General features: G+C 57.5%; 15 protein-coding genes. 3 read left to right on the top strand and 12 right to left on the bottom strand.

From position 1 onward, the window contains the following. Positions 1–58: 58 nt before the first annotated feature. From ACGY09_RS11960 to ACGY09_RS11915, 10 genes are all read right to left on the bottom strand, one after another. Positions 59–1,558 (bottom strand): MFS transporter, encoded by a 1,500-nt coding sequence (locus ACGY09_RS11960; protein WP_397571688.1) that lies wholly within the window; start codon positions 1,556–1,558, stop codon positions 59–61. A gap of 361 nt (positions 1,559–1,919) precedes the next feature. Further along, positions 1,920–3,914, bottom strand: a complete 1,995-nt coding sequence (locus ACGY09_RS11955) for a prolyl oligopeptidase family serine peptidase (protein ID WP_397571687.1) — start codon at positions 3,912–3,914, stop codon at positions 1,920–1,922. Positions 3,915–4,123: 209 nt separating this feature from the next. After that, complete coding sequence (locus tag ACGY09_RS11950) at positions 4,124–4,630, bottom strand: EVE domain-containing protein (protein WP_397571686.1); 507 nt, start codon at positions 4,628–4,630, stop codon at positions 4,124–4,126. A 28-nt stretch (positions 4,631–4,658) separates the two neighbouring features. Beyond that, on the bottom strand, positions 4,659–5,105 hold the full coding sequence (locus ACGY09_RS11945; RefSeq protein ID WP_373650023.1) for an RbsD/FucU family protein: 447 nt from the start codon (positions 5,103–5,105) through the stop codon (positions 4,659–4,661). Between the two features lie 70 nt (positions 5,106–5,175). Next, a complete protein-coding gene (locus ACGY09_RS11940; RefSeq protein ID WP_397571685.1) occupies positions 5,176–6,366 on the bottom strand; it encodes a glycine C-acetyltransferase in 1,191 nt (396 codons plus the stop codon). Positions 6,367–6,733: 367 nt separating this feature from the next. Beyond that, positions 6,734–9,766, bottom strand: coding sequence for a hypothetical protein (locus tag ACGY09_RS11935; protein WP_397571684.1), 3,033 nt, complete (start codon positions 9,764–9,766; stop codon positions 6,734–6,736). Between the two features lie 160 nt (positions 9,767–9,926). Continuing rightward, a complete protein-coding gene (locus ACGY09_RS11930; protein ID WP_373650026.1) occupies positions 9,927–10,958 on the bottom strand; it encodes an SIS domain-containing protein in 1,032 nt (343 codons plus the stop codon). Between the two features lie 173 nt (positions 10,959–11,131). Beyond that, positions 11,132–12,451: a tRNA dihydrouridine synthase gene (locus ACGY09_RS11925; protein ID WP_397571683.1), complete on the bottom strand. Its 1,320-nt coding sequence runs from the start codon at positions 12,449–12,451 to the stop codon at positions 11,132–11,134. Positions 12,452–12,499: 48 nt separating this feature from the next. Beyond that, positions 12,500–13,951, bottom strand: coding sequence for a sensor histidine kinase (locus ACGY09_RS11920; protein ID WP_397571682.1), 1,452 nt, complete (start codon positions 13,949–13,951; stop codon positions 12,500–12,502). Between the two features lie 83 nt (positions 13,952–14,034). After that, positions 14,035–14,727 carry a response regulator transcription factor gene (locus ACGY09_RS11915; protein ID WP_373650029.1) on the bottom strand — a complete coding sequence of 231 codons (693 nt, stop codon included), beginning with the start codon at positions 14,725–14,727 and terminating at the stop codon, positions 14,035–14,037. Between the two features lie 328 nt (positions 14,728–15,055). Here ACGY09_RS11915 and ACGY09_RS11910 point away from each other — a divergent pair, with 328 nt between their 5' ends. The 3 genes from ACGY09_RS11910 to ACGY09_RS11900 all read left to right on the top strand — a co-directional run bounded on the left by ACGY09_RS11910 (position 15,056) and on the right by ACGY09_RS11900 (position 21,159). Continuing rightward, positions 15,056–18,160: a DUF2309 domain-containing protein gene (locus ACGY09_RS11910; RefSeq protein WP_397571681.1), complete on the top strand. Its 3,105-nt coding sequence runs from the start codon at positions 15,056–15,058 to the stop codon at positions 18,158–18,160. A gap of 63 nt (positions 18,161–18,223) precedes the next feature. Then, the gene (locus tag ACGY09_RS11905; protein WP_373650031.1) at positions 18,224–19,705 is read left to right on the top strand and encodes a proton-conducting transporter membrane subunit; all 1,482 of its coding nucleotides are present in this window, start codon (positions 18,224–18,226) and stop codon (positions 19,703–19,705) included. Then, positions 19,702–21,159 (top strand): proton-conducting transporter membrane subunit, encoded by a 1,458-nt coding sequence (locus ACGY09_RS11900; protein ID WP_373650032.1) that lies wholly within the window; start codon positions 19,702–19,704, stop codon positions 21,157–21,159. The genes ACGY09_RS11905 and ACGY09_RS11900 overlap by 4 nt, the downstream gene beginning before the upstream one ends. Before the next feature lie 57 nt (positions 21,160–21,216). Here the strand turns inward: ACGY09_RS11900 and ACGY09_RS11895 are convergent, their stop codons facing one another. Further along, positions 21,217–21,906, bottom strand: coding sequence for a phosphatase PAP2 family protein (locus tag ACGY09_RS11895; protein ID WP_373650033.1), 690 nt, complete (start codon positions 21,904–21,906; stop codon positions 21,217–21,219). Positions 21,907–22,137: 231 nt separating this feature from the next. Next, the gene (gene argF / locus ACGY09_RS11890; protein ID WP_373650034.1) at positions 22,138–23,058 is read right to left on the bottom strand and encodes an ornithine carbamoyltransferase; all 921 of its coding nucleotides are present in this window, start codon (positions 23,056–23,058) and stop codon (positions 22,138–22,140) included. Positions 23,059–23,141: the final 83 nt, after the last annotated feature.

Below are 23,141 nucleotides of genomic sequence, written 5' to 3'. Positions count from 1 at the left end.
ACAAGGGATGATCCCCGCTTGTGTGACTGCCACCAGGGACGAATTCCACGAACGCTTTCTAAGACGGGAGCGATTGCCGTTTTCTCGGGCTGCGGGCTCGCTGAGGGGCGGGAACCCGGCGGTGCGGCAGCGAAGCCGTCCCGACATCCCGTTCGGGCAACGCGGACGTTGCGAGTGCCGGATGCGCGATGACCATTGGCTTGATCGCCGCCTGTGCCGTGGGCAGGGTCTCGGACAATCTTCTGGAACACTGCTCGTGGATTCCGTTGGCGATTTCCGTAACGACATCCCACGTATGGCGGGCACTCGGCTCAGAAACGTAGCGTGTCAGGTAGAAAGCCGCCCAACGGAGCACGATGCTGGCCAGGAACATGATCTGGAAATTTTCGATCGAGAAACCCAGGATCTCCACGTGGAATCCCGCGAGGACCTGCATCATCCACCCTGCCAGGATCGAGGTGATCCCGCCGACCATTCCGGCAATCGCCGTGGTCGCCGCGATGTACATCGTGCGGTTTTCGGTGGGCGAATTTTTGATCATGAATCCATTGTTCGCGATCAGAATTCCCGCATTCAGCACCGCGTCGAGCATGAAGCACGGCGTCAGCACCCAGAAGGCGATGGTCGGAGATCGCGGAACAAAGAGTAACGCCAGCATGTTGCTCGATTTGAGGGCGACACACATCACGAGTACCGGCTGTGATCCGTGCAGATCGGCCCACCGCCCCATGGTTCGGGAAAGCATTGCTCCCCCAATCCACGAGATCGTCCAGAGCATCAGCACATGGAACAGGTCCATGCCGATTTCTGCCAGCAGGTACAGGCTGATGAAAGGGGCACCCGCCATGGCGGCGAAGTTCCAGAAGCACATGAAGCCGATGTAGCGGCGAAATTCGCAGTTGCGGAATGGTTCGGCCAGCACCGACCAGAGCCGTGGTGAGGGAACCTGCTTCACGGGAGGTTCGAAAACCTTCCGAAACAGCAGCAGATCAATCACACCCAGGGCCGTACCGACGCATGTCATCACGGCATAGCTGACCTCAAGTGACAGCCCGCTGTGCAGGACGAAGAACGCCGCAGCCAGCAGCGAGGCGGCAGCCGTCACCTGCATCCACAACTGACGGCTTCCCCAGAAGCTGCTCAGTCCTTCATGTGGCAGATAGTCTCCCATCCAGCTCAGCCACAGCGGCGAACTGAAGTGGAGCAGTGTCTGGTTGATGGCGGTGGTGAGCAGCAGTACCCAGATCCAGAACTCACTGGAATACCCGGGAAACATCCACGGCCCTACTGCCGTCGGCAGCAGCATCAGGCGGTGGGTGAGCGCCGCCCAGAACCACCAGTGACGACGGTATCGCAGGTGATTAACCATCACGGCTGCGACGAATTGCATGAAGAGCATCAGCGTCGGCAGTGCTCCGAGAATTCCGATGTGGAACTCATTCGCACCCATCGACCGTATGTATGCGATCGTCGCCGGAGAGGTTGTCAGTTGCGTATATGCGGCGGCCAGGCAACCAGCGACAATGATCGCTCGCTTTGCACCGTTCAGAGACCACACGATGGTATTTCCAAGGGAAGACTTGAAGAATTACGAGTGCCGGAGCATCGAAATCCGTTCATGAGGGGAGTTGGTGTGAGAGGAGGAGGGGCGGGTTCTATCATGGGACGCATGTTCAGGGAATAGCGATTTGGACAGGATTTTCTGTCGCATTTCGGTCTTCCGCGAAGGCGTCCATACTTGTACCGAGGTGGGGTACCTCAGGCTAGCACTTACTGCAGAAACTCAGCTGAATTCGTGTTTGTCGTGTCGCTTTTCCTGCCGGCTGAACGGCACATGACTGCGCCATTCCTGATCGAGAAGCCCTGCAACAAACCCGTTCACAGCATGGCCCTTACGGGGGACACGGGGATGACACGGCTCAGGGGATCAGGTTCGCCTTCAGGAAAAGAACTTCGACGGCCCTCACGTAATCAGCATTGTCCTTCTTCGCAAATCCATGTCCTTCGTTATCGGCATAAACGGTCCAGACGGTACGGTCATTCGCGCGAACTTTGCTTGCAATCTGTTCAGCTTCGTAAAATGGGACGCGAGGATCGTTCCGTCCGTGGACGACAAGCAGGGCGGAGCGAATCTTGTCTGCATGGTTCAGCGGGCTGATCCGTTCGAAAAACGCTTTCATCTCGGGCAGGCGTTCATCCCCGTATTCAGCACGCCGCAAGTCCACCCGGTAACCAGCCGTTTTTTCCAGGAAGGTGACAAAGTTGGCGATCCCGACGACGTCGATTCCCGCTTTGATGCGATCTCCGAAATGCGTCAGCGACGCCAGTGTCATGTAGCCCCCATAGGAACCCCCGGCCACGGCGATCCTCGATGCATCGAGTTCCGGCTGCTGTTCGATCCAGTCAAGCAGTGCGCCGATGTCTTTCACGCTATCTTCGCGTTTCTCGGCGTTATCCAGCTTAAGATACGTCTTCCCATATCCGCTGGAACCTCGCACATTCGGGCAGATGACAGCGATTCCCAGTTCGTTGAGGTAGTACTGGATGTTGGGTGAGAAGAACGGCTGATACTGCGCTTCCGGACCACCATGAATGCTGATGTAAACGGGGAAGCGGGGCTCGGTCCCTCCCTGTCCGGTCCTGGTCTGTTCCGGCTTGAGGCGCGGCTGGAAGTAATACGCGGGGATCATCCGTCCGTCGAACGTACGGTATCGAATGCGAGTCGGGGTGACGAAGGATTCGGGGTCCAGACCACCGACTTCGCTGAAGGTCCACCGGGTGAGTTCGCCCGTTTCCAGCAAAATGGAATAAGCATCAGGAGGGGCATCGGGGCGTGCGAGTGTAAAGCCGATGCGCTTGCCGTCGGCGGAAAAGTCGACTCCGGAAATCACACCGAGCGGGACCTGAAGTTCACGTCGGGTCAAATTGCCTTGAGCCAGCAGAAAAAGTCGCGTGGCGCCATCTTCATTGACGGTCAAGGCCAGCTCGCTCGTGACCCGGTTGACCGCCAATTCGTTCACGTCCCATTCCAGGTCCGTGGTTAACCACTGGTAGGAATGGGTGGATCGATCCAGTTTGGCCAGACGCCGGAACTCGTTTCCGGCATCACTGGTGAGGAAGATCGATTTGCCGTCAGCCGAGAATGCCATCGTCCCGAAAGCGGCTTTTTCGTCCGATGCGAGATCGGGTGGCACTGGAAGATCCGTACGGGCTCCGGAGTCAATATCCAGCACGGCGGGATAGGTCTCATTAATCGAGACATACCGCGAAATCAGGACCTGCTTTCCATCGGGTGACCAGTCGTGTGCGTGCCAGGTCTGATTCTCGACTTGCATCAGCAGCTTTGTCCCGTTCGGCTGCCCCAGGTCACACAGGTACAGATCGCCATCGCGCCCGTTCCGGCGATTACTGGAAAAGAGAAATCGATTTCCGTTCGGGTCCATGGCACCCAGCCTGTTTCGACTGGTTCCGTCCGTCAGCAGAGCGGTCGTGTACTGTTGGCGATCGAACAGATAGATCTGATCATTTTCATTGCCACCCCGATCCTTCAGCAGCAGGATTGAACCGCTGGCGGACTGTGGCAGGAATCGTCCGGTAACAGGTTCCTCCGAGAACGTGATCTGCTCCCGCCGACCTCCGGGAGTATAGACCCGGTGAAGTTGAGACGAGTTACCAAAACGGGTGTTAATGAGGATTCCCGTTCCGTCTGAGGCCCAGCCTCGAAATGCCGCTCCGCGAACGTTCTGGTATTGCGCCAGTCGCTCAAGCATCTCGGGGGGGACAATGGGGACATCCTGCGCTTCGATCGCGGCGGGTTTCCGCGGATCGGTCTGGGCAACTGCTTCGTTGGCCGCGAAACGGACCGCTCCCAGGATCATCGAGAGCCACGTTAAGCTGAGTGTCCAGGTCTTCATAGGGTCTCTTTCATGAACTGCGAATGGCGGTTCTCGATGAATTCGTCTCGGCGATGCCGACAGAATCAATGTCTCTCTTCGTGTTGCGTGGGACTTCGGGCCTTCCGAAGTTCAGCCCCCTGCGTCCATTTCGGCAGCGATCTGAATGTCGTAGAGCGTCCTTCCGCAATCCGCCGTACTGAGGGTGAGGGGGGCGAGGGTCAGTGGGGTCAATCAGGTAGTGAGACGCCCGCCAGTCGATGAACGGCTTCCCATTCTTCACGAGTGACGGGTTGAATGGACAGCCTCATCCCGCGCTTCATGACGAGCATTTTGCTGGTTGTGTCGTCTTCGGCCAGCATGTCCCGGGTGACGGGTTCGGGGAACTTCTGGATCAGTTTGACATCGACCATGAACCAGCGGGGGTTCTCCGGATTTCCCTTTTCGTCGAAGTACTTGCTTTGGGGATCGAACGCGGTGAAGTCGGGGTAACTCGTGCGGACAATCTGCATAGTGCCGAACACCCCGAGCGGTTCCTCGCGGCTGTGATAGAACAGCACCTGGTCCCCAAGCTGAACGTCATCTCGCAGAAAGTTGCGAGCCTGATAGTTACGGACGCCATCCCAGGGGGCGGTCTTCCGGGGCGATTTCGCCAGATGTTCAATACCGAACGCGGAAGGCTCGGATTTGAATAACCAGTATCGGCGTGGCGATTCGGCTGCTTTGTCTTTCTTCATGCTCGCAAGGACTTCCCTGTAATCAAACTCAATCAGTACGACAGCCTAGTGTCAGTAATACATTGGCCCAGAGATGCTGATCAGCGGTCTGGATCGTCAGGACATGGTCGCGGGACGCGACGGCTTCATAGAAGGCCCATTTGTCGATCGGTTCAAGCTCCAGCGTCGATCCCGAGTCGGCCAGAATGCGACGATAGTCGGCCCAGACGACGGGGTCCCCTTTCAGGGCGTAGGGATCATCAGCCGGAATTCCCATGGTGTTGATGGCATCGATGGGAATGGCGGTCAGCAGGGTCTCGAGAACCTGCGAGACCGTCACGATTCCTGGAGCCAGGTTCAGACTGACCAGCCGGGCATTGGGCCCCAGTGTGGTGGACGCGGGATAGTTTCCGTCCGCGATCAAAACCTTCGCGTGATGGCCTGCGCGAGCCAGGATTTCCAGAATTTCTGGATGCAGGAGTCGGTGCTTAAGCATTCAGGCGTTTCTCTGTTATGCAATCTCGAGGCGATTGGAACGACACAAGGGGACGGTAAGGGTGGGAGGGTTAAATTCCCAGTTCCTGCTTGACCTCCGAGAAGCACTGGATGGCGAATTCCAGATCTTCACGGGTATGAGCGGCAGAAACCTGGGTACGGATCCGCGCTTTCCCCAGCGGTACGACGGGATAGCTGAAACCGATCACGTAAACACCCTTCGCCAGCATCGCATCGGCGAACTTCGCAGCCAGTGCGGCGTCTCCGAGCATAATCGGGGTGATCGGATGCGTTCCCGGAGTGATCGTAAATCCGCGACGGGTCATCTCCGTACGGAAGTAAGTCGTATTCGATTCCAGCCGATCGCGCAGCTCTGTTGACTGGGTCAGCAATTCAAGTGCGGCAAGCGAGCCTGCCGCAATGATGGGCGCCAACGTGTTGGAGAACAGATAAGGGCGAGACCGTTGACGCAGGAGATCGATGATCGGCTTTCGTCCGCTGGTGTATCCTCCACTCGCACCACCGAGTGCTTTGCCGAGTGTGCCCGTCAAGATATCAATACGGCCCATGACTCCCTGCAGCTCGTGTGTTCCCCGTCCCGTGGGTCCGGTGAAGCCGACGGCGTGTGAATCATCGACCATCACCAGTGCATCATACTTGTCGGCGAGTTCGCATACGCCGGGCAGGTTGGCATACAGCCCGTCCATGGAGAAGACACCGTCGGTCGCGATCAGCTTGAAACGAGCCTTGGCATTCGTGGCTTCGATCAGCTTTGCTTCGAGGTCCGCCAGGTCGTTGTTTTTGTAGCGGAACCGCTGTGCCTTACAGAGGCGGACCCCATCGATAATACTCGCGTGATTGAGTTCATCGGAGATGACAGCGTCTTCCGCGCCGAGCAGGGTTTCAAAAAGTCCTCCATTGGCATCGAAGCATGAGCTGTACAGAATTGTGTCGTCCGTTCCCAGGAACGCAGAGAGTCTGTCTTCCAGTTGCTTATGAACGCCCTGTGTTCCGCAGATGAAACGAACAGAAGCCAATCCATAACCCCACTGATCGAGGCCCCGGTGGCCTGCCTCCCGAATGGCGGGGTGTTGTGCCAGTCCAAGGTAATTGTTGGCACACATGTTCAAGACGGGCTTCCCGTCCGCGACACGCACGAAGGTTCCCTGCGGCGTCGAGATAACGCGTTCATTCTTGTAAGTTCCCGCCGCTCGGATGTCATCGAGTTGGCGGGAAAGATGCTGGAGGAACGCTTCACTCATGGTTCAGCTCGCAAGGGAGTGGGGCGGCTTGAGGTGTCTCTCTACTAAAGTAGAGAGCCCTGTGCCGTGAGTCGAGTCACCTTGTCGGGTTTCTGATGCACACCCCGGATGTTGGGCCATCGTCCGGCTCCCGAGTCACGTGCGCGTTCGTCAGAGGACTGTCAGAGGCGAGCCCCAACTCATGTCGGGTGATGAAGCGGAAGCGACTTTCCCGGGGAAGCCTGGGCAGTACCCTGGAGATTTCCAGGTGCTTTCCTGAGGGAAATCCCGTGGTTCGACGTTCCACAAGCCTTCCGCAGGAGACGCTCGCTGTGTGAGGGGAATGTTGAGGCTCGCGAGTACGAACCCTGTCGCGGGTGACGGTTTGTTACTGAAACCCGGATCCCTGACCGTCGCTGGCCCCAATGACTTTCCAGCCGCGGGTCACCGGATTGAAGTGGATGCGCCCCCCTCCGAGGGTCGCTTCACCGACCCGGGTGAGTCGGGCGGTCTGCTTGCCCTGTGCGTTGAGAATGTAGAGTGACGTTGAACCGTCGTAGATGATCTCGTCGGCGGACGCCGTGAAGCGACGGCCGTCGACCTGACCTTCGACTTCGGAATTCCCCCGGCAGATCATCTCACGGTACTCGACAGGGTTGGATTTCGACTTGGGGTGATTCAGGAACTCAAGCGAGCTGCAGCGGAGTGTTCCCGCGCGAGAGGGAAGGTTGTCTGGATCGACAATATCGTTCGGCGAATTGACCGGGCCGTAAATCACTTCAACCCGGTCATCGATGGTGACACGTTGGCGGTCTGAGTTCCCACTCAAGTGCCCATCGACACGTCCTTCCAGTTTTCCCTCGAATTGAACGCGGGTGTAATCCCATTCTGAAATTTCCACCGGGATCGGGCGATTCGCCTGACTTGTCTCACGGGGTGAGATTGCATGGCTCCCCTTTTGTTGCCGGCGCCAGACCTGGACCTGACCTGGTCCCTGAGCTTCAATATCACCCGTTTCGTGATACCAGGTGAACTCACCGACCCGGCCACGATACTTGTCGACCAGTTTTCGTTCGACGTGGGTCGAATTTTCAAAACGGACGTTCTCACGGCAGCGAACCAGCCGAATCGCCGGTTCCTGCGTCATGTTGTCCGATTGAAATGAGAGTCGTTCCTGAAGCTGGACGTTCATCTGTTCGCACAGCATCGAGGCCTGTCCCAGTTTCGCTTCGACCCGGCCGACGAAACGGGCTTCGAGACCGTCGAATCGCATCGCTTCATCCCACCGGACGTTCAAGTCCCGGTTACCCGTTTTTTCCACCCCCGGAACTTGTGCCTGATCGGGGATCGCAATCTTCATCCATCCCGATCCTTTGACCTTGGCTTCGTTATCGCCGCGGTTGAGGTAGATGTCTTTCCCTTCCAGACGGAAGCGATGATCGCGAATCTGCGCGGGTTTACCGGTGATCTCGATGACTTCGCGTTGGACACCCTGATTGTCCAGTTTGACGACGTCCCCTTCGAGTTCCAGCGGTCTTTCCCCCGGAGCCCCTTCCTGCGTGATATTCACATTCCCTTCGGAGCGAACAGCGACAAGTTCGGGCGTCTGAGTCCCTTCGACCTGACGCACGCGAACCGCAATCTGGTCGGCCGAGACGAAGATCGGTTTACCACTCCCCTGGGAGGCCAATGGGTTTCTGGTTGTCGGGCTCGATTTTTCACTGGCTTCAGAATTCGGGAATGCGGTCGCGTCGGCGGTTGCAGGGATGCTGGCGAACCCGATTTGTCCTCGTCCCCGCGTCGTCAGGGATGAGGGGACAAGACTGGTCCGATTCTTCGGTGCGGACGAGACCGGGATTGCGGCCACTGCGGGTTCGAAACGGACGTCCAGTTCATTCGTTCGACGAATGCGAAGTTGAGGGCTTTTCAAGCCGACATCCCGCTGTGCGAGAACTCGTTTCAGTTCGGGTGGGGGCGTCTCTTCGGCAGGGCCATCTTCGACACCAGGAGCGGTGAGCTTGATAGGGGCCAGCCAAATCTTGATCAGTTCGGCGATTAACCCCGTCTCGATCAGCCCCGACTTGTGGTCGGGAATACCGAAGTGGGCCGTTTCTTCCAATTGGATCAGGTCGAGCCTGGTGTCGGGATCGGTGGTCTTGCTCAGTTGCTTTTCCCACGTTGCGACGAAGGCCAGCTTGCCTGTTTTTTCGTCGACGTAGTTCAATGCTCCGGGACCACGGCAGATCAGTGACGCCAGACCGACAGGTTCTCCCGGAACCTGGTCGAGTTGTGCTTCGATCTCAGGGACTTTCAACTCGGACCCCTTCTGGGTCACTCGGACGGCGCGACCTGAGGTGCCGGAACTCATCAGCAGCACCTTGGATTCCGCACTATAAGTCAGGCGGTCCATGTAGGCTTTCGCCTTCTGCGACATCGAGATGATCATCAGTTGTTTGCCGGGCTTCCCTTCGGCCTCGAGCCAACTGAATTCGAGATCACGTTCAATCTGCTGATACTCGTCTTTGGGGAGAGATTCTTCTCCCGTCGGCTCCTTCACTTCCGCCACGACCTCGTCGGCTGCAGGTTTCTTCGGCGTGAACTGCAGCGTCAGTTTGTGGCACCCCAACCGGTCATTCAGGTCCTTGGGGCCCGTCGACGCGATGACATCCTCGGTCAGGACGATCGTATTTGTTGCGACCGAATAGATGAGGTCACCGGCACATTGGACCAGGACGTCTCGTTGCGTGTCCCCCTGGGGGACCTGCAGTTCCAGTTGAACAAGAGACTGGCTGGGGAGACTTTTGTTGGCCAGCAACTGCACGGTTTCAACACCGTAGATGTGGGGGCGGTCCTTACCGGGCAGACCTTTGCCGGGGATCAAGCCCATCGTCATACGAGATGCGGAACCCCGATGAGACTGATAGCGGAAGGTGACAGGGTAGAAGGTTTGAAGCTTCAGTTCGGATTCGTCGAAAATGAAGTTTTGACCGATCACCGATAACCCGTCCGGTCCGGCAATCTGGACATCTCCGATCAGAACCGCGCGAATGATGCGGCCCGGGTTGGGCGTTCGCTCGTCAAACGCGGCAGAAAACTCGACGAGTGCTTCATCACTGACGATCGAAAACGCTTGTTCGTTCCCTTCCTTATCGGTTGTCAGATAGACGATGGCGAACTTCTCAAACCGGACCTGCTTCTGGTTATCCGGGACCTGTTTCCAGTGTTCGGTGTAGAAATAGGCCTGATCCGATCGGAGCATGTACTTGGACTCGGCGGCCCATTCCGCATGAGGAATAAATGTCTCCGCGACCAGCACGTTATCTGGAGGTCGGTGTGGTTCGCTCTGGATTTCATCTTCCACCACCGCTTCCGGGATGTCGGGAATGACGACCACTGGCCTGATCATCACAGCGTACAGCATGCTCAGCCCGGTCAGGCAGAGAGCTGTTGCGACGGTGAAAAGCAGGCGTTGAAACACGGTTCGGGATGACAGTTCTAAAAGAGTTCTGGATGAAACAGGTCGAGGCGTTCAGTTGATCGGTTGGAAAGCGAGGGGAAACGCGCCTTCTGAATGGATTCTGTCATTTGCTTGTGCCGTCGGTACTGGAATCTTTTCCAAGACCAATCACATCGGTGATGTCGATCATTCCCAGCGGAATTCCCTGCTCATCGACCACGGGAAGTTCGCTGACATGTCTGGCACTCAGCAGTTGGAGTGCTTCTTCGAGAATCGCATCCGGTCCAACCGTCAATGGGCGGACCGTCATGACTTCGGAGATCGGTCGGTCAAACTGGGTGTCACGTCGCTGTTCAAGCAGTCGCGCGAGATCGCTGTCCGTAAACAATCCGGAAAGACGACCCGATTCGTCGACCAGAATGACTGCCCCGGTTCTACGGCCTGGACGCGAATGGTGCACAAAGACTTCGCGGATCGTGGCTGTGTCTTCGGCGACACGGACCTGATCGACGGATCTCATGACGTCTTTGACGGATGCCAGCCGCCGGCCCAGGCTGCCACCCGGGTGAAACGCGGCGAACTGCTTCGGCGTGAATTTCTTCTTTTGACTGACGACCAGCGCCAGCGCATCACCGACTGCGAGCATGGCAGTCGTACTTGTCGTGGGGGCCAGACCGTGGGCCCCTGCTTCGATCAGTCGCCCCAGGCAAATCGTGGCGTCAGCTTGTGTTCCCAACGTGCTGGCGTCGCTGGCGGTCACCGCGATGATGGCTTGTTTCTGGCCACGAATAATCGGCAAAAGTCGTGTCAGTTCCTCGGTCTCGCCACTGTTGGAGAACAGCAGCCAGACATCGTCACAGCCCACGCAACCCAGATCACCATGCAGTGCTTCGGTGGGGTGCAGGAAATAGGCGCGTGTGCCCGTCGAAGAGAGTGTGGCGGCGATCTTCTGGCCAATCAATCCGGCCTTGCCGACTCCCGAGACGATCACGCAGCCCGGACAACCCGAGATCAGATCGACGGCCGTGCAGAATCCACGATCCAGCCGGCGGGACAGCTCGAGCAGTGCTTCGCCTTCGACCGTGAGAATAGCGCGAGCTTCTCGCAACTGTTCCAGGTGCGAGAAAGGGACAACGGATTGTTCAGCGGCGCTCATCGAAGGGCATCCTTGCAGAGCTTTTTCGACCATCCTGGTCAAAGGGGGAGAGTTGTACAGACGCCGGGAAAATAGGTCAATCTGTCTTTGTTTGCCCCTCATCGACCGGCAGAATCAGCCGGAAAGAGCTTGCCTTCAACTCCTGTGGCTACTTCTAAACTTCGCTATCGGCACTACCAGCGTTCGACTGGTCCATTTGGGACTTTTATTAGAGCAGTCGGCATTTTTGACTGACGTTCTCCATGGCGAATGCGAACTTCTGCGACGATCTCGTCAAACTCGGTAACTGACGCAAACTTGCGAAGTCGGTTCTCAAGATCATCCGGGATACCCAGACGTTCTCCGTACCAGGCGGCAAACTTCCGGAACAGAAAGCAGCTCCGGTCGGCATGTTGCTCGGTCATCAGACTGAAGTGGCGAACGAGGAACCGGATCTGTTCGTCACGCGACGGTTCCCGCGGAACTCTGCCCTGCTCGTGATCCTCCAGCTTCCGGAAGATCCAGGGGTCAAGCATGGCCCCCCGTCCGATGGCGACTGCGGAGCAGCCTGTAACGCATCGCATGTGGACCGCATCTTCGACACTGCGGACATCGCCATTGCCGATGATGGGAATCCGGTCAACGGCGGCCACGGTGGCAGCAATTCCGTCGAGGTCAACACTTCCCTGAAACCCTTGCTGCCGCGTCCGTCCATGGATCGTAATGCCCTGAACCCCTTCCGCCTCAAACCGGCGAGCGAGGTAGGGCGATGAGATCGTGTCCCTGTCCCAACCCAGCCGCATCTTGACCGTGACCGGCAGCTTGACGGCGTTCACGACCTTTCCCACCAGTCGACAGGCCAGATCGGCGTCGCAGAGCAGGCGTGCTCCCCCCCCCTGCCCGTTCACTTTTGCCATCGGGCAGCCCATGTTGATGTCGATTCCCGAGTAGCCATGGTCCTCAAGCCATCGTGCTGCGGCTGCCAACTGGTCGACGTTCCCTCCGAAAATCTGGACGCTCAGCGGTTGATCGTCATCGTGAGTTTCGACCAGTTCCAGCGAGTGACGGTGACCTCCGCAAAGTTGTGTTGCGTGGACCAGATCCGTGGTCGCCAGTCCCAATCCTCCCAACTCGCGTATCGCTCGGCGAAAGGCAAGATGCGTGTATCCCGCCAGGGGAGCCAGAAAATAACGAGACGGCACAATGCGGTCTCCGATGGAGAAGCTGCATGAGGCTTCCGTTGCGGGGGTTGACGTTTGATTCAGGGGCGTGGACATCATCTTCGACGGGGACTTTTCTGTTTGCAGCGTGATGCTGGTCAGCTTTGCAAAAAGGGGGAGTGAGTTGTGGCTGGCAACTTCGTCCGTGGCGGCCTCAGGCGAGAGGCTACCCGCCGACTCGGACTTCAGCACAATGTGACGGATTCCGGCCACGTTCGTATAGAGCAGCCGCAGATTCTCTCGGTGGGAGTGAATACCCGCTATTTGGACATCGGGATGGCCGGGTTTGACCATTCCCTGGCCAGTGCACGGGATTGGTCGTGTCGATTGGGTTTGTCTGGCCTAAGCGGACTCCGCCAGCGGGAGGCGGATCGTGAACGTCGTTCCCCGGTCGAGCTCGCTTTCGACAGTGATCGTCCCTCCGTATGACGCAACAATCGAAGCGCAAATACTCAGGCCCAATCCGTTCCCGCGATTCGTTCCAAAACGCTGGCGCGACTTTTCCACCTGGAAGAATCGGTCGAAGACCCGACCGACCGCGTCGGGTGGAATTCCAATTCCGGTATCCTTGACCGTGATCTTGCCGAGGCCCTGTTCGCGTTCCCATTCGAGTCCGACGGTCACTGTTCCGCCGGATTTGGAGAACTTGATGGCGTTATCGACCAGGTTCGTGACGACCTGTCTCAATTGCCGTGATTGCCCGAGCACCTGCACATCATTACGGGGATCAAAGACGATTTTCACTCCCGCTTCTTCAGCAACGGGATCGAACATTTCGATGATCCGGGTGATAATCTCTGACAGCCGAACCGCTTGCCGAGGCGTTTCTGCTTCAGGTGCCTCCGTTTCGGCCAGCATCAGAAGTTGATTTACGACCTGGGCGAGGTGGCGCACTTCGTCTGTGGTCTGGTAGAGCAGTTCAACGTATTCCTCATCCGTTCGCGGCTTCTCAAGTGTCACTTCGACGAGACTTTGGATGGCGGCCAAAGGGGAACGGAGATCGTGCGCGGCGTTCGCGACGAACTCGCGGTTTTTCTTGAGGTGGTCGGCGATCTGGTCGAGGAATTTATTGATCTTTCCTGCGAGTTGGTCCAGTTCATCCCCCACCCCACGCAGTTCAAGTCGCTCGTCCAGATGACTGGGGCGAAGGCGTTCGGTCGTCTGAATCAGACGCTGAAGTGGCTCGATCGCCTGTTCTGCCAGAAAGAATCCTCCCAGGGGGGCGATCACCAGGATTGCCAGTCCGACGGGCGCGAGGATTCCCGTCAAACGATCAACGTCGTCGCTGACAAACTTCATCGTAGTGCCAACACGAATTCGATAGCGGGGAATGTTCGGTCGGTCCAGTTCCCGTTCGATCGACCGGTGCACGTCCGAGCCCCAGATCGAGTAACCTTTCTTCGCTCCGAGAAACTTCGACAGGGGCATATCGGGGGCGAGTTTACTTTTCCAGATCGTCGTCACCCCGTCTTCGTCGATCCACCGGATATGCCACTTTCTGTCGAGGTGGGCTTCGTCCTTCCCGTTCAGCATGGCGAGAACTTGTTCCCGCTCGGGATAAAACTTCTCGACGGTCAGCAGGATCTCTTTGACTTCATCATCGAGAACGGCATCCGTTTCCAGAAGCAGGTAATATCGCAGCCCTTCACGGACGGCGAATAGTGCGATGAACACCGTGACGAACACGACAAACGTGTTCCACATGGTCAGGCGGAAACGAAGCGATCGCGAAAAGTCGCGGAATCGATGCCATAAGGCGATCAGGTCATAAGCATCTCGATTTGCTATTTTCACAAACGTCGCTTCCAGCCCACACGTGTTAAGGTAATGAACGACCCTCGCTCAGTAGGCGCCGCCTGGCCAAGCCAGTTGCCGGGCTACGGGGTGACCGTTGCCGCTTCTTCCGCAGCCACGCTGTAGCCACGTCCACGGATTGTCTTGATCAAGGAGTCGGACCGGCCCTGATCGAGTTTCCCGCGCAGCCGATTGACGTGCACTTCAATCACGTTCGTGGTTCCGTCCCAATTGAAGCCCCAGACGTGTTCGCACAGCATCTTTCGCGTAACGACCTGCCCTGCGTACCGCATCAGCAGTTCGAGCAGGCTGAATTCGATGGGGGTCAGGTCGATATCACCGCCAGCGCGGGAAACGCGGCGAGTGGTGAGGTCGAGTGTGAGGTCGTTGACCACCAGCAGCGGAGTGGGACGGACGCTGGTCCGTCGCACGACGGCGTTGAGTCGAGCGAGCAGTTCCGCGAAATCGAATGGCTTGGGAATGTAGTCGTCGGCGCCCGTATTGAGACCGGTGATCCGGTCCTGGACGGAACCCATTGCCGTCAAGAGAACGACAGGCGTCATCACTCCGGCGGCGCGAATCTCCCGCAGCAGATCCAGCCCGTTCATTCTCGGCAGCATCTGATCCAGAACAATGGCGTCCGCCTGCTGAGAGCGGGCAGCGGCGAAACCGGTTTCGCCATCCTGCATCCAGTCGCACTGGAACCCAGCTTCGGTGAATCCCTTTGCCAGTGCCCGACCGATCGCCAAATCATCCTCGATCACCAAGACTCGCATGATTCAATCCTTGACTAAGACAAAGGACCACCGCGGCATCAGAGGAACTCTCCCCTTCTCCGCGAAAACTCATCCCAAACCAGCAGGGGGTTGACAGAACCTGTTCAGCATGTCGAAAACGGTTTAGAGTGAGATTCGTCGGCAATTATATCACCCGCTGCGGCGTAAGATGCCCAGATCTCAGCAGAATCTGGAGATTTAGAGTACTCCATCGCAGTCACCTGACGGGGTTGTAAGTCAGCCTCGCCTTCACCGATTCCCGGTGATGGTTATATTTGAACTTCGAATTGTAGACATTTTTGTCCGTTAACCGAATGATCAGGTTCACGTGCCACACACTTTAGAGCAGACCGCCTCTCCGATTGATTCCGACAATGCTTCAGCCAAGGCCACCGAGCTGAAAAGCGTCATTCAAAGGGCGGCTTCGTTACTTCCTGCGCAGGGGCCGATTACCGCGTTCGTCTTCTTCAATACGCTGCAGGCTCTGGAAGATCTTCCTTTCGACGAAGGTGTTCAAAAGGGGGCCCGACTTTTCGGCTGTCAACCTTACCTGTCTGAAGACACTTATCGTGAAAAGCTGACCCAGGACCGCATCCATCTCGACGACCTGGCTCTTGCACTGAAACGCGATCTCAAGGAACAGTCGGACATCGCCATCGCGACGATCACCACGCGGCACCAACTGCGGCTGGCGATGCTGCAGTATCCGCTGCGAACTGGTCCGACCGAAGAATTGAAGTGGTTCGTCGCGGAAACCGATGCACTGACACAGATTCGTTCCGATGCTCCCCCATCTGTTCGCGACCGATTTCTGATCGAGACCAAGCACTGGGTCATGCGGGATCTGCGGATCAGTGCAGGGCGAACTGCGAAAGTCTCTCGCGCTGCGTCCGGATACGTTCCTCTTCCTCTGGATGAGTTGATCGAACGTTTCGGGAAATCTTCGATCGAACGATGGACCCCGGCAACGTGGCAGGCATTCGCACTGCAGGCATTGTGGCGCGTCTGTCGAAACGGGATGCACAATGTTCCTCCTTATGTCGAGTCGCGCGTTCCATTTGTTCGACACCGGGATGTTCTGCGGGAAGCGACGAGTTTTGACACGGATAGTCTGGTTCACCCCCTGTTAATTCGATTCTGTGCGGCCTTCACTGATCAGGGGTTCGCCAACTGGTCATTGCCTTATCGCGAGCAGGGATTTTTCCATTCGTTTCTGGACCTGTATTCCCAATCGTCCGGTCCCCCCGATCGGTGGATGGCCGAACTTGCTCCCGAATTGTCTCAGATCAAAGCTTCTGGGCAGGGCCCACTGCAAAGTGTGATTGAGTCTCTCGAAATCCTTGGCGTAAAGCATGAGGAGTGGGAAGATTTCATCACGGCCAGTCTGCTGGCATTGCGGGGCTGGACCGGGTTGATCTGGCAGTTGGAAGCCCGGCCAGACCGGCAGGCGATCTCTGCCCCGCCAGGAAGCTTGATCGAGTTTCTAGCTGTCCGCCTGATTCTCGAGAGGATTGCCCTGCGCTTTGCCGCCCGGGAGTACCTTCAATATTCGGGGCCGCTCAGTCAGCTCCGCGAATCAGCGGGAGCGAAGTTGTCGAAGTTGTCGCACTCCAGTATCGAGCAGCGGGCATTCCTGGTGTTTCAGCTTGCTCAGGTCCTGGGCTGGTCTCCCGCGAAGCTGTTCCGGCTGACACCTGCAGACTGGTCCGATCTGATCCACGAGATCGAGACATTCACCAGCATGGAACGACGTCGGATCTTCCATCAGGCGTTTGAACGGCACATGCGCGCTCAGACGCTGGATGCGATGTCGGTGCACACGCAGCGCACCTGTTCCCGGGCCGAAGCGCCGAAGTTTCAAGCGGTCTTCTGTCTGGACGCTCGCGAAGAATCGTTTCGCCGTCATCTCGAAGAAGTGATGCCCCGGGTCGAAACTTTTGGGGCGGCGGGTTTCTTCGGTGTTCCCATGTACTACAAGGGAGTCACCGACGCCCATTTCACCGCTCTGTGTCCGATTGTGATTCGGCCCCAGCACTGGATTACGGAAGAGGTCGATGCAGCCCTCGAGGACCAGCATCAGCGACGGGCGAAAACCCGCCGCGCGATTGGCGCTGCATCGCACAATGTCCACGTTCGCAGTCGCAGTGTGACTGGGGGAGCTTTGCTGACGGCAAGTCTGGGTGTGCTGGCCTCGATCCCTCTGGTGGCACGAGTGCTGTTTCCTCGCTTGACTGCTCGTATACGACGCCACGCAGGGAAGTTTGTCGAACCGCCCCGGATGACACGGCTGCATCTGGAGCGGAAGGGAGCCAAACCGGGGCCCACTCCCGAAGGAATCGGCTTCACCGTTGAGGAAATGGCCAACATCGGTGAACGCCTTTTGCGGGATATCGGACTGACATCGGGATTTGCCCGACTTGTGCTGTTCATGGGGCATGGCTCGTTTTGCCTCAACAACCCTCATAAGTCGTGCTATGACTGTGGGGCCTGTTGCGGCGGTGCCGGGTCGCCGAATGCGCGCTCCCTGGCGGCGATGTTGAATGACAAACGAGTGCGGACGATCCTGCGAGAGCGGGGATTGCCCATTCCGCAAGACGTTCACTTTCTGGGGGGCCTGCATAATACCTGCACCGATTCTGTCACCTTCTTTGATGTCCACCAGCTCCCCGATTCTCATCGTGCTGATCTGGCGGAAGCGGAGCAGGCTCTTGAGCTGGCCTGCGAACGTAACGCACACGAACGGTGTCGCCGGTTCCAGTCGGCTCCGCTGGATTTGACCTTCGCTGCCGCACGGCGACATGTGGAGGGGCGGTCTCAGGACCTGGCACAGACTCGCCCGGAATTCGGGAACGCATCGAACGCAATCTGCTTTGTCGGACGACGTGCACGTGTACGTGGTTTGTATCTGGATCGACGCTGCTTCCTGCAGTCGTATGAACCGCACGAGGATGATGCCGACTGCTCGATCCTGGCTCGAATTCTCGGCGCCGTGGTTCCTGTCTGTTCGGGGATCAACCTCCAGTACTTCTTCTCGTACATCGACCCCGCCGGCTGGGGCAGTGGCACGAAGCTGCCTCATAATGTGACTTCGCTGCTCGGCGTCATGGATGGTGCTCTGAGTGACTTGCGGCCGGGACTCCCGTGGCAGGGGGTTGAGATCCATGAGCCGGTCCGTCTGCTGATGATTATCGAGACGACCCCGGACGGAATCCGACGCATCATGGAACGCAGCGAAACCGTTCGGAATATCATTCAGAATGGCTGGGTACAACTGGCACTGCTCGACCCCGATTCGAATCAGATCCTTGTCTTTCGTGAGGACGAGTTCCACCGATACCAGCCCACCAATACCGATCTTCCCCAGGCGATGACATCGGCTGACTGGTACCGAGGATGGCGGGAACATCTGGGATTTGCCCAGATTTGCACATGAGCCTCGGACGAGTCAGTGTGGTGGTGGGGATGAGTTCGGTGTCTGCAAGAATAGACTGATAACATGTTGATGGCTTTTCACACGATGGGACTGCTTGCTGCGTCCGTCGTTGAGTCGCAAGCGGAAATTGATCCAGCAGCCAGCGCTGTGCGGCAGCTTGTGTTTAACATTCTGGGCTTACTGGTTGTGGGTGCCCCCGCGATCCTGTTCGCCGTGCTGGCTGTGGCGTCGCTGCTGCGTGATCGACCCTTGAGTGAACGGGTTATCGCACGCTGTGTGCAGACGGGAATCGTCACCGGCTTGCTGGCTGCGGTGTCCATTCTGGTCCTGATGCTCGTCTGGAGTGACACTCAGGTGCCGATCGAGATCGGCAGTTGGGTGAACGTTGAGAATCACGACCTCCATAAGAAGTACCACTTCGTCTTCAAATTTGAGTTCGATCGCCTGTCTGTGCCGTTTGTGATACTGACGTTCGTGCTGTGCGGTACCATCGGCGCGTTTGCCAATCGGTACATGCATCGCGAGAAGGGCTTCAACCGGTTCTTCACCCTGCTGTCACTTTTCGTCGTGGGCATGGTTACCACGTCATTGGCAGGAACGATTGAGACCCTTTTCACGGGATGGGAACTTGTCGGTCTGTCATCGGCATTGCTCGTCGCTTTTTTTCATGAGCGGCCTGCTCCGTCGACCAACGGTCTGCATGTCTGGATCGTCTATCGTGTTTCGGATGCCGCTTTGCTGCTGGCTGCGGTGGCTTTGCACCACATGAAAGGGGAAGGCAACTTCGATCACTTCCTTTCGGGACAATGGCCGGAAGCAACGACGTTTCTCGAACCCCGGCAGGCCTTCTTTGTGGGGGTGCTGCTGCTGGTGGCAGCGATGGGCAAGTCGGCGATGGTCCCTTTTTCCGGTTGGCTTCCCCGAGCGATGGAGGGTCCAACTCCGTCCAGTGCCATCTTCTACGGGGCGCTTTCCGTTCATCTGGGGGCATTCCTGCTGCTCCGTTTCAGCCCGATCATCGCCCGGTCCCCCGCTCTCCAGATATTGATCATCGTCGTCGGGCTGGCAACGGCGATCTTTGGCACGTTCGCGGGAACGGTGCAGACCGACATCAAGAGCGCTCTTTCGTTTGCTTCGATGTCACAAGTCGGCCTGATTTTTGCCGAGATCGGGTGTGGCTTTCAGTATGTCGCTCTGGTTCATATTCTCGGGCATGGTTGTCTGAGAACGCTGCAATTTCTGAGGGCACCGACGCTATTACATGACTATAGGTCAATGGAAGACGCCATCGGGGGACGACTGCCTCAGTTTTCAGTGGCATGGCTGAGACGGGCTCCCGAAAAGTCGCGCGTCTGGTATTACCGGGTTGCTCTGGAACGTGGGTACATGGACGCTTACCTGCAGGACTATGTCGTCCGGCCATTTTTGTCGGCACTCCGCAAATGCGATCAACTTGAACGCCGCTGGACGTGCTTCCTTTCCGGAAAGCCCCATCCTGAAACCACTCCTGAAGAGGCTTCTGCCTTACTGGAGGAGCTGCAATGAGCGAACTTCACTTTCCCTGGATGGAAGCATCCGTCTTCATCGCTCTGTTCGGTGCTTTCTGGGTCGCGCTGGTTCGCGATCAGTTTGTTGCCAGTCGGTACTCCTTGTTCTTCACGACACTTGTACTGATCACCACCACGGGGGCCTGGATCGACTATGAGTTCGTCAACCCCTACAACGCCAGGCCTAGTGACGCTCAGGACTACTGGAATCCATTAACTAAACTCGTGGGTCGGGAAATCTTCGTGATTGACCCGCTCAGTTCTCCACTGCTGTCGCTCGTTGCGTTGCTCTATTTTCTGGTTTCGCTGACCACACTCCGTACCAAGATTCGTCGATTCAGCTTTGCCTGGACACTGGCATCGGAAGCCATAGTCCTCGCGACATTCGCTTGTGAGGACCCCTGGCTGATTACCGGTCTGCTTGCAGTTGGCACGATTCAGCCGTATCTCGAATTGCGCTCCCGGGGCCAAAGTACGCGAGTCTATGTGCTGCACATGGCCCTGTTCATTATTCTGCTGGTCGTTGGTCAGGCCGCTGTCGAGTACGAAGGTCGTGAGAAGCAGGTCCATTCCCTGTGGGCGATCGTGCCGCTGTTGATTGCCGTGTTCATTCGGAGTGGGATCGCCCCCTTTCATTGCTGGATGAGTGACCTCTTCGAGCGAGCGACTTTCGGGACGGCTCTGCTGGTGGCGATGCCGCTGGTCGGTGCGTACGCCACGATTCGTCTGGTTCTGCCCATCGCTCCTGACTGGGTCTTGCGGACCATTGGCGTCTTGTCGCTTTTAACTGCGGTCTACGCGTCGGGCATTGCCCTGGTTCAGACGGATACCCGGCGATTCTTCTGTTATCTCTTTCTCAGCCATTCCGCCCTGGTGCTGGTGGGGTTAGAGGCCGTGACGCCAATCAGCCTGACGGGTGCGTTGTGCGTCTGGATGGCGCTGAGCATCTCGCTGGGAGGGTTCGGATTGACGTTGCGGGCGCTGGAGGCGCGGCGAGGTCGACTTTCGCTGAATGAGTTTCAAGGGCTCTATGATCATACTCCCGCCCTGGCCGTGCTCTTCATGGTCACTGGTTTGGCCAGTGTCGGTTTCCCGGGGACCTTTGGGTTCGTGGGGACAGAGATGCTGGTCGATGGTGCCGTCGAGGACTTCCCGTATATCGGTGTCGCCGTTGTTGTGGCCGCGACACTCAACGGGATCGCGGTTGTTCATGCCTATTTCCGGCTGTTCACAGGAACGCGTCACCAGTCACTAGTGTCGTTAGGGATCGGTCGTCGCGAGCGGTTCGCGGTCGTCACTCTGACCGCGTTGATCTTCCTTGGCGGCCTCATCCCTCAGTTCAATGTGACGTCACGACACCGGGCGGCCGATCGGATCCTCCGTGCCCGCAGTCAGCTCTCTCAGGTTCATAGCCTGACCGACTATCTGGGCTTCGACACCGATGGTCACTGATCGGGGTTCACCAGGCTTGAAGGGATGAAACCGGCGTCAGGACCATGGCCCTGAACCTCAGGCAGTCGGTTCTGTTGTGGGCGGCGTCGGGGTTGGCACGACCGGCGATTCGCCCCGGGCTTTCTTTTCATCGAAGTACATCCGTGCGACGGCCCACATCCCGATCAGGCTGCCCACGGCGGCACCACCAAAAACATCGCTTGGGTAATGAGACAGGGTGACGATTCGCTGCATGCCGACCAGGGCCGCCAGGATGGCAAAGTACCAGCGGCCGCGTGGATACAGTGCCGAGAGCACGACGGCGAGTCCGACGGCAGTGGCCGTATGTGATGAAGGCATGCTTTGTGACCCGTCCATACGCTGGAAGGTGTCCCACACGGATGTCATCGAGAAATCGAATTGACGGGGGCGCGTTCGGCCCAACGTCAGCTTGAGAATGTTGCTGATCAGGCCCGAACCCAGAGACCCCGCAATGAGGAGTGGAGTCACTTTCCACGCGGTACGATCCAGAACGACGACTGCGATCAGGATCATGGCGACGCCGTACCCATTGCCAAAGACTTCGCAGTTCTCAAAGAACTCGCCCAGGAACCTCGGAACCCCTTTCTTGAAGTACGCCGTGACCGGGAGGTCGATTGCCAGGGCACAGACCGCGGCGATGGCGTAGGCGATTGCGATCCCCCACCGTCGCATTCGCGAATGTTGAGAGGGTGGTGCCGAGAGATCGATTGGTGAAACTGCATCCATGTATTCAGCCGATCCACAAAAACGCGAAGATCTTCTATTCGACCATGCTGCGAGGCCAACGTGGTCACTGCAATAACTGTTCGACTCAATTCACCCCGGACCGTCCTGCCGGGAATTCGATATCCGTCTCTCGCAGGGGCATGATTTGTCGATGCTGGTGTCCCGGTTGTTGACGCTGTTCTGAGATCTTCCTGGCGTGGCGTCGTCAATCAGGTGAGTGACCCAATGCGGTCAGAGTGACTTCTCCAGCACCCAGAGCATCAATCCTTTGGCCAGATGCATCCGATTTTCGGCCTGCTGGAAGACGATGCTCTGTTTGCTGTCGATCACCTCATCCGTTACTTCCAGGCCCCGTTTGGCAGGCAGGCAATGCATGAAGTAGCAGCTCTTGGGGGCGAGCTTCATCAGGTTCTGATTGACCTGATACCCGCCAAAGATTTTCTGCCGTTCTTCCGCTTCGTCTTCTTGTCCCATGCTGGTCCAGACATCGGTGTAGACGATGTCGGCGTCTTTCAGGGCTGATTCAAAGCAGTCGGTCTGGACGACATTCGCTGCAGGAATCTTGTCGACCAGTTCTTTCAACAGGCCTGCTTCCAAACGGTGACTCTCGGGAGCGCAGACAGTGAAGTTCATTCCGCACAGGGCGGCAGCAATCGCCAGTGAATTCGCGACGTTGTTACCGTCACCTACGAACACGCACTTTCGACCGCGCACATCACCCAGGACTTCCTGCATGGTGAAGAGGTCTGTCAAAGCCTGACAGGGGTGACGCTCATCCGACAGGCCGTTGATAACGGCCACACCGGAATGTTTGATGAAGTCGTCAATCAACTGCTGGGAAAACGTTCTCAGCGTGATGACGTCCGAATATCCCCCGATCACGCGCGCGACATCTTCGACCGATTCACGTCCACCCAGTCCTGCGTCTTCGGCTTTAAGGAAGATGCTGGCCCCACCCAACTGCATCATCGCTGCGTCGAAGCTAAGCCTCGTTCTGAGAGACGGCTTCTCGAAGATCTGGGTCATGACATACCCGGATAAGATCTGCGGCCGGTCTCCGGCACGCAGTCGAGTTTTCAACGAGCGGACCAGTTCGAAGATGCTTTCCACGTCGGAAGGCATCAGGTCCATGAGTGAGTTCAAATGACGCATGACAAGTTGTTTTCCAAGCCGTTTGGCAGTATTAGTTCCTGGCGTCGCAAAGGCACTGCGGATCGTGTTAAACGAACTACGTC

The organism is Schlesneria sphaerica (assembly GCF_044336245.1).
Lineage (GTDB): Bacteria > Planctomycetota > Planctomycetia > Planctomycetales > Planctomycetaceae > Schlesneria > Schlesneria sphaerica.
This window is presented reverse-complemented; position numbering and strand designations above follow the sequence as displayed.